This is a genomic window from Hydrogenophaga sp. SNF1, assembly GCF_034421675.1.
Lineage (GTDB): Bacteria > Pseudomonadota > Gammaproteobacteria > Burkholderiales > Burkholderiaceae_C > Hydrogenophaga > Hydrogenophaga borbori.
Window position 1 is genome coordinate 2,938,374 of sequence record NZ_CP139793.1, and the last position, 12,434, is coordinate 2,950,807.

Consider the following 12,434-nt stretch of genomic DNA (forward strand, 5'->3'; position numbering starts at 1 on the left):
GCCTCAGGCCGCGCGGGCAGGGGCGTGGTCCCGCACCGGGCCCACGCGCGCCTCGATGGCCTGCTGCAGCTCACGCCGCAGGCCGAGCAGGAAGCCGGCCTCCGCCACCACGAACAGCGGGCCGATGACCAGGCCCACCAGGTCGTCCACGAAGGCAGGCTTGCGCCCCTCGTAGTAGTGGCCGACGAACTGGATCACCCAGCCCACGACGAACAGGCCCACGCCCACCGTGAGCCACACGGCCGTGGCCTGCGCCGCCACCGCCTGCGCGAACCAGAGCGACAGGGCCATCAGCGCCGCCATCACCGCGCCCAGGCGCAGGTCCAGCTTGAGGTAGTACAGCACCGTGAGCAGCGTGACCGCCGTGGCGGGCGACAGCGCCACCGCGCCCCACTGCGCCAGCAACGGCCGCGCCAGCAGCACGGCCACTGCGAGCACGATCATGGGGATACCGACGAAATGGGTGAGGATGTTGCGGCGGTCGCGGTGGTAGGCCGCGTACTGCGTGAGCTGTTCGCTGAGGTTGCGCATGGCGGGTCTCCGGCCGGGGCGGGCGTGTTGTCCCGCGCTTGTACACCCACGCGCCGCGGCGCTCAATCCGGGGTGACCTGGGGTGGGCTGGCCTGGGCGTCGGCGCCCGCCGTGCCCAGCCCTTGCGCGTGCAGCCGCGCGTACACGCCGTCGGCCGCCAGCAGATCGGCGTGTCGTCCCTGTTCCACGATGCGGCCCTCGGCCAGCACGATCACGCGGTCGGCGTGCTCGATGGTGGACAGCCGGTGCGCGATGACCAGGGTGGTGCGGCCCTTCATCAGGCGCGACAGCGCGTCCTGCACCAGGCGCTCGGACTCGTTGTCCAGCGCCGACGTCGCCTCGTCCAGGATCAGCACCGGCGAGTCCTTGTAGATGGCGCGCGCGATGGCCAGGCGCTGGCGTTGGCCGCCCGAGAGCTCGGTGGCGTTGTGGCCCACGTTGGTGTGCATGCCCTGCGGCAGCCGCTCCAGCAGCTCGCCCAGGTTGGCCGAGAGCAGGGCGGCGTGCACGCGGGCTTCGTCGAGTTCGTCGTCGGTCGCGCCCAGGGCCACGTTGGCGGCCAGGCTGTCGTTGAGCATCACCACGTCCTGGCTCACCAGCGCGAACTGGCGGCGCAGGCTGGCCAGGTCCCAGTCGGGCAGCGGCACGCCGTCCAGCGTGACCACCCCGCGCTCGACTTCCACGAAGCGCGGCAGCAGGTTGATGAGCGTGGTCTTGCCCGAGCCCGAGGGGCCGACGAAGGCCACCACTTCGCCGGGGCGGATGTCCAGCTCGATGCCGCGCAGCGCCAGGCCGGCCTCGGCCGCGTCGGCGCCGTCGGCCTTGGGCGGGTAGCGCACCCACACGCCGCGCAGCGCGATGGCGCCTTGCACGCGCTCGGCCACGTGCGAGCCGCCGGTCTGTTCGGGCGTGTGTTCGATGAGCTCGATGCCGCGCTCCAGCGCCGCCAGGCCGCGCGTGATGGGCGAGGCGATCTCGGCCAGGTGCCGGATCGGGGCGATCAGCATCAGCATGGCGGTGACGAAGGCGACGAAGTTGCCCACCGTGACGCCGGTGGTGCTGCTCTGCCACAGCGCCACCGCGATCACCGCCGACAGCGCGGCCGAGGCCAGCAGCTGGGTGAAGGGCGTCATGGCGGCCATGGCGATGGTGCTCTTGAGCGCCAGGCGGCGCAGCGCCACGCTCAGCTGGTCGAAGCGCTCGGCCTGGCGGCGCTGCGCGCCGTGCAGGCGCACCACGCGGTGGGCCAGGGCGTTTTCCTCCACCACGTAGGCCAGCTCGTCGGTGGCCTGCTGGCTGGCGCGCGTGAGGCGGTACAGGCGCTTGGAGAGCACGCGCATGATCCAGGCCAGGCCGGGAAACACCGCGATCACGATCAGCGTGAGCTTCCAGTTCAGGTAGAGCAGGTAGCCCATCAGCGCCAGCAGCGTGAGGCTGTCGCGAGCGAGGGTGAGCAGGGACGACACCAGCATCTGCGAGCCGGTCTGCACCTCATAGACCAGGGTGTTGGACAGCTTGCTCGCGCTCTGGCGCGAGAACAGCGCCAGCTGGGCCGCGTTGAGCTTGGCGAACATGGCGCGGCGCAGGTTGAGCATGCCCACGTTGGCCGTGTACGACAGGGCGTACTGCGCCACGAAGGAGGCGATGCCGCGCACGCCGAACAGGCCCATGAAGGCCAGCGGCACCATCCACAGCGGAATGCGGCCGTCGTCGAAGCCCTCGTCGAGCAGGGTCTTGAGCAAGGCGGGGATCAGGGGCTCGGTCAGCGCGCCGATCACGGTGGCCAGCGCGGCGAAGACGATGCCGGTCTTCGCGTCCCGGAAATAGGGCCAGACGCGCAGCAGCCGCTGGCGCAGCGGGCCGGAGGGGAGGGCAGCGGACGGGTCGGAGGGGTTCAAATCGGGGCGGATGGTGGGGAACCAATGGGCGCGATCGCGGTCCAGCAGGCCGCGAGGGCACACATCTTGTCACGGCTTGCCTGCGGGCGTCCGGTATTATCGGCCGCTACTTACAAGGGCACCGGGCCTCGCGTCCCGCACTGCCCGACAATCCCAACACCATGCACCAACCGCCCCGACTCCATCCCTCCACCGGGATGCCGCGCCGGCATGCCCTGGGCCTTCTCTCCGCTTCCACCCTGCTGGGCTGGCCCGCCGCGGGCGCGCTGGCGCAGTTCCGGGTCGAGGTCACCGGCGTTGGCCTCACCCGCTTTCCCTTCTCGGCCGTGAGCTTCCGCGGCAACGACGCCGCGAGCGAGAACATCGCCGCCATCGTGCGCGCCGACCTGGAGCGCTCCGGCCAGTTCGTGGCGGTGCCGCCGCTGTCGGGCGCGCTCGACGAAACCTCCCGCCCCGACCTGGCCCCCTGGCGCGAGCGCGGTGCCGACTCCCTGCTCACCGGCAGCGTCACCCGCCTGGCCGACGGCCGTTTCGACGTGCGCTTCCGCCTCTGGGACGTGGTGCGCGCGCAGGACCTGGGCGGCATGAGCCACCCCAGCACGCCCAACAACCTGCGCCTGGCCGCCCACAAGATCGCCGACTACGTCTACGAGAAGATCACCGGCGAGAAAGGCGTGTTCTCCACCCGCATCGCCTACGTCACCAAGGCGGGCAGCACGCACCGCCTGTGGGTGGCCGACGCCGACGGCGAGAACGCCCAGGCGGCCTTCACCAGCAACGAGCCCATCATCTCCCCGAGCTGGGCGCCCAATGGCGCGCAGCTGGCCTATGTCTCGTTCGAGAAGCGCAAGGCCGAGATCGTCTCGCACGAGGTCGCCACCGGGCGCCGCCGCGTGCTCGCGAGCTTTCGCGGCTCCAACAGCGCGCCGGCCTGGTCGCCCGACGGCAAGACCGTGGTGGCCGCGCTCACCCTCTCCGGCAACGCCCAGCTCTACGCGGTCGACGCCAACGGTGGCGAGCCGCGCCGCCTCACGCAAAGCGGCAGCGGCAGCATCGACACCGAACCGGTGTTCAGCGCCGACGGCAAGCAGATCTACTTCGTGAGCGACCGAGGCGGCTCGCCGCAGATCTACCGCATGCCCGCGCAGGGCGGCAGCGCCCAGCGCGTCACCTTCACCGGCAACTACAACATCTCGCCCGCGCTCAGCCCCGACGGCCGCTGGCTGGCCTTCATCTCGCGCATCAACGGCGCCTTCCGCCTGCACGTGATGGAGCTGTCCAGCGGCACCGTCACCGCGCTCACCGACACCAGCGGCGACGAGAGCCCCAGCTTCGCGCCCAACAGCCGCATGATCATCTACGCCACCCGCGACAAGGGGGGCGACGCGCTCATGACCACCACCGTGGATGGCCGCATCAAGACCCGCCTGGCCGGCGCGCAGGGCGATATCCGGGAACCCGAATGGGGACCCTTCCTTCGTTGAACCCGCGCCGATCGATCCTCCCGTCCCGATTGTTTCCTCATCAACAACGCACTTCAGGAACCGCCATGTCCCGTACCACCCCCTTCCGACGCCTCAGCGGCCTGCTCGCCGCGCTGATCGCCGCCGCCGTGCTCGCGGCCTGCGGTTCCAACGTCCGCCTGGATGAGCCGCCGGTGGAAGACCGCTCGGGCACGGCCGCGGGCGGAGCGGCTGGCGCGGGCGGGCAGGGCAGCGGCGTCGACCCGCGCGGCGTGGCCGGTGTGCAGGTGCCGTCCAGCACCAGCGCCCAACCCGCGCAGATGCAGCGCATCATCTACTTCGACTACGACAGCTTCGAGGTCAAGCCCGACGCCACGGCCCTGCTCGAGGCCAACGCGCGTTACCTCAACGCCAACCGCAGCGTGCGCGTGCAGCTGGAGGGCCACACCGACGAGCGCGGCGGCCGCGAATACAACCTGGCCCTGGGCCAGAAACGCGCCGAGGCCGTGCGCCGCGCGCTTTCGCTGCTGGGCGTGCAGGACAGCCAGATGGAAGCCGTGAGCTTCGGTGAAGAGAAACCCGCGCAGACCGGCAGCGACGAAACCGCCTGGTCCAAGAACCGCCGCGTCGAGCTCACCTACCGTTGAGCCAAGGAATGAGCATCGCGCGCTGGAAACCCACGCTGGCCACGGGAGCCCTGCTGCTGGGCGGCCTGTGGGCGCCGTCCGCGCACGCCCTGTTCGGTGACGACGAGGCGCGCCAGGCCATCATCGAACTGCGCCGCCAGGTCGACGCCAACCGCCAGGCCGCCGATGCGGCCGCCGCGCAGCAGCGCGAGGGCGACGCGACCATCAAGCGCAGCATGCTCGAACTGGCCAACCAGATCGAGCAGCTGCGCGGCGAGATCGCCCGCCTGCGCGGGCAGAACGAGCAGCTCGCGCGCGAGGTGTCCGAGCTGCAGCGCGCGCAGAAGGACGTGCAGGCCGGCATCGACGAGCGCCTGCGCCAGGTCGAGCCGGTGAAGGTCGAGCTCGACGGCCGCAGCTTCACGGCGCAACCGGCCGAGAAGGCCGAGTTCGAAGCCGCCATGGCCACCCTGCGCAAGTCCGACTTCGCGGGCGCCACGGTCGCCTACACGGCCTTCCTGCGGCGTTACCCCACCAGCGGCTACACCCCGGTGGCGCTGTACTGGCTGGGCAACGCACAGTACGCCGCGCGCGCCTACAAGGACGCGGTGGAGTCGCATCAGCGCCTGGTGCGCGAATTCCCCGACCACCCACGCACGCCTGAGGCCATGCTGGCCCTGGCCAACAGCCAGGTCGAGCTGAAGGACACCAAAGGCGCGCGCAGAACGCTGGAAGACCTGGTGAAGCAGCACCCGCAGAGCGAGGCCGCTGGCGCGGCCAAGGAACGCCTGGCCCGACTGAAGTGAGGGACCATGGGGCCGCCCCTACAATCGCGGCCCTATGGACGAACTCGCCACCCTGCAATCCCTGAACCAGACCGTGCTGTGGGCCGCCTTCGGCGTGGCCGCGGTGTTCGGTTTCATCGCCCAGCGCACCCATTTCTGCACCATGGGCGCGATCAGCGACATCGTGAACATGGGCGACTGGACCCGCATGCGCATGTGGGTCATGGCCGTGGGTGTGGCGGCCATCGGCTTCTACGGCATGGGCTGGCTGGGCTGGATCGACACCAGCCAATCGCTCTACACCGGCAGCCGCTTCCTCTGGCTCTCGGCCCTGGTCGGGGGCTCCCTGTTCGGCTTCGGCATGGTGCTGGCCTCGGGCTGCGGCAGCAAGACGTTGGTGCGCATCGGCGCCGGCAGCCTGAAGTCGCTGGTGGTGTTCTTCGTCATGGGCCTGGCCGCGTTCATGACGCTGCGCGGCATCTTCGGCGTGGTGCGCGTCAACACCGTCGACCGCGTGAGCCTGGAACTGCCATCGGGCTCGGCGCTGCCCACCTGGGTGGCCAAGGCCCTGGGCATGGAGCCGGGCCTGGCGGGCCTGCTCAGCGCCTTGGTCATCGGCGTCGTGCTCATCGCCTGGTGCCTGCGCAGCGCGGATTTCCGCACCGGCAACAACCTGCTCGCGGGCGCCGGCATCGGCCTCACCATCGTGGGCATGTGGTGGGTGAGCGGCCATCTGGGCTTCCTGCCGGAGCACCCGGAAACGCTGGAGCCCGTCTACACGGGCAGCAACAGCGGCCGCATGGAGGCCCTGACCTTCACCGCGCCCATGGCCTACGTGCTCGACTGGTTCATCTTCTTCAGCGACAAGAGCAAGGTCTTGACCTTCGGCGTCGTCACTGTGTTCGGCGTGGTCGCGGGCTCCTTTCTCTGCGCGCTCATCGAGCGCAGCTTCCGCTGGGAAGGTTTTCGCGACACACGCGATACCGCGCTGCACCTGGTGGGCGCGGCGCTCATGGGCGTGGGGGGCGTCACGGCCCTGGGTTGCACCGTGGGCCAAGGGCTATCCGGCCTGTCCACGCTCAGCCTGCTGAGTGCCGTCGCGGTCGCGGGCATCGTGGGCGGCGCGGTGCTGGGCTTCAAATTCCAGATGTGGCTGCTGGAGCGCGCGGGGTGAATCCGCTTGACGCCGAGCGCTTCGAACGCCGCTTCGGCGGGCTGCGGCGGCTCTACGGCGTGCAAGGCGCGCAGCGCATCTTCGACGCGCATTGCGTGGTGGCGGGCCTGGGGGGCGTGGGCTCCTGGGCGGCCGAGGCGCTGGCGCGCAGCGGCGTGCGCCGCCTCACACTGATCGACCTCGACCACGTCGCCGAGTCCAACATCAACCGCCAGGTGCACGCGTTGGACGCCACGCTGGGTCAGGCCAAGATCGAGGCCTTGCGGGACCGCCTCCTGGGCTTTCATCCGGGCATCGAGCTGGATCTGGTGGACGACTTCGTGACACCCGAGAACTGGCCTGGCCTGCTGCAGGGCCAGCGACCCGACGGCCTCATCGATGCCTGTGACCAGGTGCGCGCCAAGACGGCGATGGCCGCCTGGGCCCGCGCCGAGCGGGTGCCCTTCGTGGCGGTGGGCGCGGCCGGCGGCAAGCGCCGCGCGGAAGCGGTGCAGTTGGCGGATCTGGCCGAGGTCACGCACGACCCCTTGCTCGCACAGCTGCGCTACCGCCTGCGCAAGCACCACGGTGGCGCGCGCCAGGGTCGCATGGGAACGGTCTGCGTGTTCAGCCGCGAAGCGGTGGCGCCGCCGGACCCTTCGTGTGGGCTCGATGGCGGCGATGGTTCATTGAACTGCCACGGCTTCGGCTCGGTGGTCACGGTCACCGCGACCTTCGGCTTGTGCGCCGCGGGCTGGCTGCTCGAGACCCTGGCGAACGCATCGCAAGAAAAAAGCGATCGGCCTTCAGAGAGCCATCGAAACCACGCTATAATCTGAGGCTTCGCAGCAAGCGATACGCAAGCGGCGAAGAGAGTGGGACGTTAGCTCAGTTGGTAGAGCAGCGGACTTTTAATCCGTTGGTCGGCAGTTCGAGCCTGCCACGTCCTACCAGAGTCAAGAGGGGTCTGATCGTGAGGTCAGACCCCTTTTCTCGTTCTGGCGTAGCCAAAGCGTAGCCCCGATGGGATTTATGGGCCCCGCTCGAGAAGCGCAGCAAGTGCGCTTTTTCTCTCGCTTTGGACTCTTCGGCTCCCTCTGTACCTGCGTATATTCAGGACCGAACCACGGTCGACCGATGCTTCGGTGTCAGGGAGGGGAGTTATATGAAGCGGACGCTCGTTTTCGTCATGGTTGCAGCCTTGCCACTGATGGCACCGTCTGCAACGATTTATCTCTGCAAGGCATACGGTGGCGGGACGTTCTGGGCGAGCAACCACTGCAACCAGCACAATGCCTTGATCGAGCGCATCGTCTCTGTGCCTGACGGTATGCCGTTCAACCAGCAGGTCGACATAGGCAACCAACAGCTGCGGGGTTCAAGTTCGACCAGCTCGAACAGAACAACCATCATCAACAACGGTGGCGCACAGGGGCATAACAAGTCTGCAGAGTGCGAAGCCCTTGACCAGACGATCAAGGCCCTGGACTCCGCTGGCCGAGCTCCCCAGAGCTTGCAGTCTCTGGATCGCATCAGGGCCCAGCGGAAGAATGCGCGCGATCGGCAGTTTGCGCTCAAGTGCTAGCGCAGTTGCTCGCTGCTTGTCGCCTCGGAGAACATGCCTGCCGCTGCCGTGCGGGCATAGCCGGCCATCACACCGTCAAGACGAGCAGCTGCAGTTTGTAGCCCCTCTGGAGCAACGTGAGCGTACCTCTCCACCATCGAGAGCGTTTTCCAGCCCCCCAGCTTCTGTAGCTCGTGTGTGGGCGTGCCGGCTTGGCGGTGCCAGGTGGCGAAGGTGTGCCGCAGGTCATGCCAGCGGAAGTCCTCGATGCCTGCACGTTTCAGAGCGGCCCACCATGCTTTCGTGGACACGTTGGCGATGGGGTGGCCTTGGTACGTGAACACGTAGGAGTCGTGCCGCCCGAGCTGGCGCTTCAGCACCTCCACCGCTATCTCATTAAGTGGCACGGCGTGCGCTCGACCTGCGCTGCCCCCGGATTTCGTAGCACTGCGATCTAGAGTCCGGGGGATTGCATCGTAGTGGATGCGGTACGCGTTGTCGTCCAGGATGAACGGGAACAGCTTCGCGCCCTTGTCATGGACCCGGAAGAAGTGGGAGCCGACTGGCCACTGTGCCTTGGCCTGTTCTTCAGGATGCTCGGACTGCGCGTAGCCCTTGAGCTTGTTCAGCGCGTCGAGAGACTCAGGGTGCAGCTCGCCCGAGTACGACAAGTACAGACTGTCAACGCCCAGGCGAAGCAGCCGGAACCCGTCGGGCAGTGACCCATTGCATGTATGGGGTGCTGTGTTACCAGGCGGCGCACCCCGTTCCGACCCGGGTTCGGAGCTGCGCGCACGGCGCGCAGCATCCGAACCCGGGTCGGCTTGTGTGGAGGGCAGGGGGATGCCAGCAGGCTTGACGGCATGGGGACGCTTGGAGGGCATGGTTCAACCTTTTTCCGCGCCAGGCATGCCACTGTGGCTTCCTCGAACGGATACCGATTGAATGCATCACGCCCTCGGTGGGCGACCATCTCAAACCGCGGATTCAGATGGTTGTGTACCGGCGGAAGTTGCGGTACTGGGCGCGCAGGTTCTTCCGTGCGCCAGGTGACTTTGGGTACACCTTGAGGGTGTCGACCATCAAAGTCTCAAGCTGCGCATCAGAGAGGTCGTGTATGCCCATCTCGCTCAGCAGGATGAAGGCGTAGCGCATCGGGTGCAGCCCCTCCCATTGCTTCTTGCCTGGCCCGGCCAAGGCGCTTCGGAGTCTGGTGAAAAAAGCCTTGTTGTTGCGAAGCTGCGCGCGCGCGATGCGCTGCATGGCGGTCGGGCAGCCGATGACGGCGCGATCCATCCGGATGACCTTGAACAACGCGTCTAGGTCGCCACGCTCCCTCGCGTCGTGCAAGAGCCCCGAAATGCTGCGGCCGTAAGTGGCCATGCTCGTGACGGTCTGACCAATTGAGTAGATCAGCGCCATCGCCATCGACTCATCTACACCCTCGAAGAGCGGACGATGGTCCTCTGGCTCTCCCATGTTGCGAACAATGCTTAGGATTTCCTCTTGCGGACCAGTCGTCTGAGCAATCTTGTGAACGTCAAGATGTCGATTCATCATGACAATCACAATCGAAAGATGGCCAACGAAAGATTCTTCGTAAACGTGGCAATAGTCGCCGTATGAGCCGGGCAACAACGCATCGAATCGCGAGGCGGATGCATCGGCCATATGCGACCCCAAGTCACCTACTAACTGCAGCAACTTGGGTGTAAAATGAATGAGTTCGGAGAATTGAGCTGCAGTGAGCTTGCCGAACTCTTTCTCCATTTGATGGCTCGTGAATGCACCTTTGATTGGTGGGTGGAGAATGCGGTCACGCAGTGATTTTGCAACTAAGTATTGCGCACGATTCGGATGAATTCATAATAGCGCCGCGATAGTTTTGTAAATAACTGGGGGTCAACGTTCTCGACAAAGGCTAAGTGGCCGACTAAGCTCGCGTTTTCGTCGGGATTGAGCCTGCCCGCCGCATACAGCTTTAGCAGGAGGCGCACGTGATCGCGATAATTGGGATGAACGCGAATCTGGCCTACGTTGTTGACTCTTAGTCCTGTAACCAGCGTGGAGCCGCCTGGACGACTCATGAATTTGGTTTTCTTGTCGTTGATCTGGAGTCTCGGACTGGGACACCTATAGATGGCGTCCTTTAGTGCCTCAAGAAACCGTCCGCATGCACCGCGCACATTGGTTGAAAATACAAAGTCGTCGGCGTAACGCGTGAGCTCTGCAGTGCCAAAGCGCCCAATATCGTTCTTCACCAGGTTGTGCAGACTGGCGTCGAAGTCCAGCATTACGATGTTTGATATTGCAGGCGAGGTCGAATAGCCGATCGGTAATGTGCCTCTCTCGTCAAAACAGGCAGCATCCAAGACCGAAAAAGTGTCTTTATGCGTCGCCCACCTAGGGAGGGTGGGCCGGTTTGAATATATCTTCCCCTTTAAATCCTCTAGGGTGATCGATGGAAAAAAATCCTTCAAGTCCACCCTAATGGAGTAGAGGTTGCTTGAATGCTTTTGAGCATTGTTGAGAATCGAAGCGCCAGTCCGGAACGCGCTGGCAATTGCGCTTTGGGGAAAGTTTGAGAACAGCCGCAGCGACAACCAATCCTGAATCATCCTTAGCTCGGGCGTGGGTTGCCGTATCTCACGGTGGCCGCCCGTCTTCTTCTTGATCCTAAATTTACGATGCTCATTTTTCCCATTCCATAGAGCATCGAATATGTTCTCTATTGGGATGGAAAGTTCTTCGCTAATGAGTTTGGCCGTTGACTGCATTATCCAAACCGCCCTGGATTGTGTCTTAGATGAAAGCCTCGGAAGGCGGCAATCAATGGCTTTGTATCAAGTTCATGCCGCATCAATGGGGTTCCTATGGCTGAACGGAAAATCCGGTTCCGACGTTCTCCAGTGCTATTTATGAATCCGGAGGCTTTAAGGATTCCAAGCAGACGCTTAAGGATGCCATAGTCCTTCTCCCCAAAGCCGGACTTTAGTATGTCAATGATCTCTTCGTAGGTAATTGGCTCTGAAAAATGAATGACATCATGAATGAAGTAAAGACTCGTGCGATCTGCTTTAAGGTCGGATGCATCACCTCTAATTCTTCTTGCTCTAGCGCCTGACGCAGCATTTAGTGCATCCCCCAAGTCGCCGAAGACAGCTCCGATGCCGTCCAGTTGTTGAATCCCCCCGTTGGCCATGGGATACCATAGTACAGGGGATTTGACCTCTTCTAATGCAGCTATTGGTCCCGTGTTAATGAATGACTCTTGACTGCGGAAGTGGGAGTCGTTAATGACTATTACATTTTTTCTTAACGTTGCATGAGAAAAAGCCCCAAGCTCACAAAATGCGCTGGGGCTTTCTAGAATTATGAGAACCTTATCCGCGATTCTGGAAATTTCGTCTTCCAGATCGAGTGAATTTTTATTGCCCCCCAAGTTCTTGAGTTCCGTGAATACATTTTCTGCATAGATCACGCGGAACTGTGGGGATAGGCTTTCGATGAAGCGTTTTATTTCCTTTCGTCTTGCCGATGGTATGCCTGTATTGGCGTTTGCACCGCAAAGGAATATTAGCTGAGAGTGAGGGAGAAAAAGAGGCGGGCGCCTCAGAGTGAGGCGCCCGAATTTTTTCACCTGTGCGCCAATGGCGCTTTTGTGTGATGCAACGATCTTACTAAGCATGCCTACTTGAAGGACGCTGGATTCCGCTTCGGAGTCCTGCCGACTGGCGGGACTCCGAAGCGGAATCCAGCGCCATGTCTAAAAATGCTAGGCGGACTGCGACCCGCAGACCGGTTCGGGCGTACCGAACAAAACGCTAGGCAGTTTCATTATGCATACGAAGCGCAAAGAGGCGATAGTGTGCAAGCAACACTCAACAAACCGGGGGGTGGGGGCAGCTTGAATTTGTGGACCCGGCGGGTGCTAGCTAGCCGTGCCTTTGCTGGCGTGGTCTGGCGAGTGACGGCGAGCGAGGGCGGGCTAAGTTGTTGATAAATATGGGGATTCCTCCCCCCCCTAATCCGTTGGTCGGCAGTTCGAGCCTGCCACGTCCTACCACCAACAGGAAGGCCCTGGTCGTGAGACCAGGGCCTTTTTCTTTGTGTCGCGCGATGACCTGCTGTGGTGCCGCGAGGGCCGCGGCGCCGGGGCCTCACTTCTTGAACATGCCCCAGATCACCAGGATCACGATCGCGCCGACCACGGAGGCGATGAAGCCCGCCGCCTGGCCCGGGGCGTACCAGCCCATGGCGGCGCCGAGGTAGCTCGCCAGGAAGGAGCCGGCGATGCCGAGCACGGCGGTCATGATCCAGCCCATGCTGTCATTGCCGGGCTTGAGCATGCGGGCCACGAAGCCGGCGACGAGACCGATGAGGATGGTGCCGAGAATGGACATCATGGTGTGAG

At 64.5% G+C, this 12,434-nt stretch carries 13 protein-coding genes and 1 tRNA gene; 7 read left to right on the top strand and 7 right to left on the bottom strand.

Translation table 11 applies throughout. The annotated features are described in order from the left end of the window. Nucleotides 1-3: 3 nt before the first annotated feature. Both SOM08_RS14045 and msbA read right to left on the bottom strand, forming a co-directional pair. Entirely contained in the window at nt 4-531 is a 528-nt protein-coding gene (locus SOM08_RS14045) for a DUF962 domain-containing protein (protein ID WP_116957233.1), read from the bottom strand. A gap of 62 nt (nt 532-593) precedes the next feature. After that, complete coding sequence (gene msbA / locus SOM08_RS14050; RefSeq protein WP_416186962.1) at nt 594-2,429, bottom strand: lipid A export permease/ATP-binding protein MsbA; 1,836 nt, start codon at nt 2,427-2,429, stop codon at nt 594-596. A 161-nt stretch (nt 2,430-2,590) separates the two neighbouring features. On the opposite strand from msbA, the gene tolB reads away from it, so the two are divergent. The 7 genes from tolB (at nt 2,591) to SOM08_RS14085 (ending at nt 8,041) form a co-directional block, all read left to right on the top strand. After that, entirely contained in the window at nt 2,591-3,913 is a 1,323-nt protein-coding gene (tolB, locus tag SOM08_RS14055; RefSeq protein ID WP_416186963.1) for a Tol-Pal system beta propeller repeat protein TolB, read from the top strand. A 65-nt stretch (nt 3,914-3,978) separates the two neighbouring features. Next, entirely contained in the window at nt 3,979-4,539 is a 561-nt protein-coding gene (gene pal, locus SOM08_RS14060) for a peptidoglycan-associated lipoprotein Pal (protein WP_070398316.1), read from the top strand. Between the two features lie 8 nt (nt 4,540-4,547). Next, nucleotides 4,548-5,324, top strand: a complete 777-nt coding sequence (gene ybgF, locus SOM08_RS14065) for a tol-pal system protein YbgF (RefSeq protein WP_322469138.1) — start codon at nt 4,548-4,550, stop codon at nt 5,322-5,324. A 34-nt stretch (nt 5,325-5,358) separates the two neighbouring features. Further along, entirely contained in the window at nt 5,359-6,477 is a 1,119-nt protein-coding gene (locus SOM08_RS14070) for a YeeE/YedE family protein (RefSeq protein ID WP_116957236.1), read from the top strand. Next, the gene (locus tag SOM08_RS14075; protein ID WP_116957237.1) at nt 6,474-7,295 is read left to right on the top strand and encodes a ThiF family adenylyltransferase; all 822 of its coding nucleotides are present in this window, start codon (nt 6,474-6,476) and stop codon (nt 7,293-7,295) included. The genes SOM08_RS14070 and SOM08_RS14075 overlap by 4 nt, the downstream gene beginning before the upstream one ends. 38 nt (nt 7,296-7,333) lie before the next feature. Beyond that, nucleotides 7,334-7,409, top strand: a tRNA-Lys gene (locus SOM08_RS14080). Between the two features lie 212 nt (nt 7,410-7,621). Further along, on the top strand, nt 7,622-8,041 hold the full coding sequence (locus SOM08_RS14085; RefSeq protein WP_322469139.1) for a hypothetical protein: 420 nt from the start codon (nt 7,622-7,624) through the stop codon (nt 8,039-8,041). Here SOM08_RS14085 and SOM08_RS14090 read toward each other — a convergent pair. The 5 genes from SOM08_RS14090 to SOM08_RS14110 form a co-directional block, all read right to left on the bottom strand. Next, on the bottom strand, nt 8,038-8,691 hold the full coding sequence (locus tag SOM08_RS14090; RefSeq protein WP_322469140.1) for a site-specific integrase: 654 nt from the start codon (nt 8,689-8,691) through the stop codon (nt 8,038-8,040). The two genes, SOM08_RS14085 and SOM08_RS14090, sit on opposite strands and share 4 nt — an antisense overlap. A 316-nt stretch (nt 8,692-9,007) precedes the next feature. Further along, the gene (locus SOM08_RS14095; protein WP_322469141.1) at nt 9,008-9,790 is read right to left on the bottom strand and encodes a hypothetical protein; all 783 of its coding nucleotides are present in this window, start codon (nt 9,788-9,790) and stop codon (nt 9,008-9,010) included. Nucleotides 9,791-9,855: 65 nt separating this feature from the next. Then, nucleotides 9,856-10,797, bottom strand: a complete 942-nt coding sequence (locus SOM08_RS14100) for a retron St85 family RNA-directed DNA polymerase (protein WP_322469142.1) — start codon at nt 10,795-10,797, stop codon at nt 9,856-9,858. Further along, nucleotides 10,797-11,708 carry a retron St85 family effector protein gene (locus SOM08_RS14105; RefSeq protein ID WP_322469143.1) on the bottom strand — a complete coding sequence of 304 codons (912 nt, stop codon included), beginning with the start codon at nt 11,706-11,708 and terminating at the stop codon, nt 10,797-10,799. The genes SOM08_RS14100 and SOM08_RS14105 overlap by 1 nt, the downstream gene beginning before the upstream one ends. Before the next feature lie 472 nt (nt 11,709-12,180). Then, on the bottom strand, nt 12,181-12,426 hold the full coding sequence (locus SOM08_RS14110) for a GlsB/YeaQ/YmgE family stress response membrane protein (protein ID WP_070398319.1): 246 nt from the start codon (nt 12,424-12,426) through the stop codon (nt 12,181-12,183). Nucleotides 12,427-12,434 lie beyond the last annotated feature (8 nt).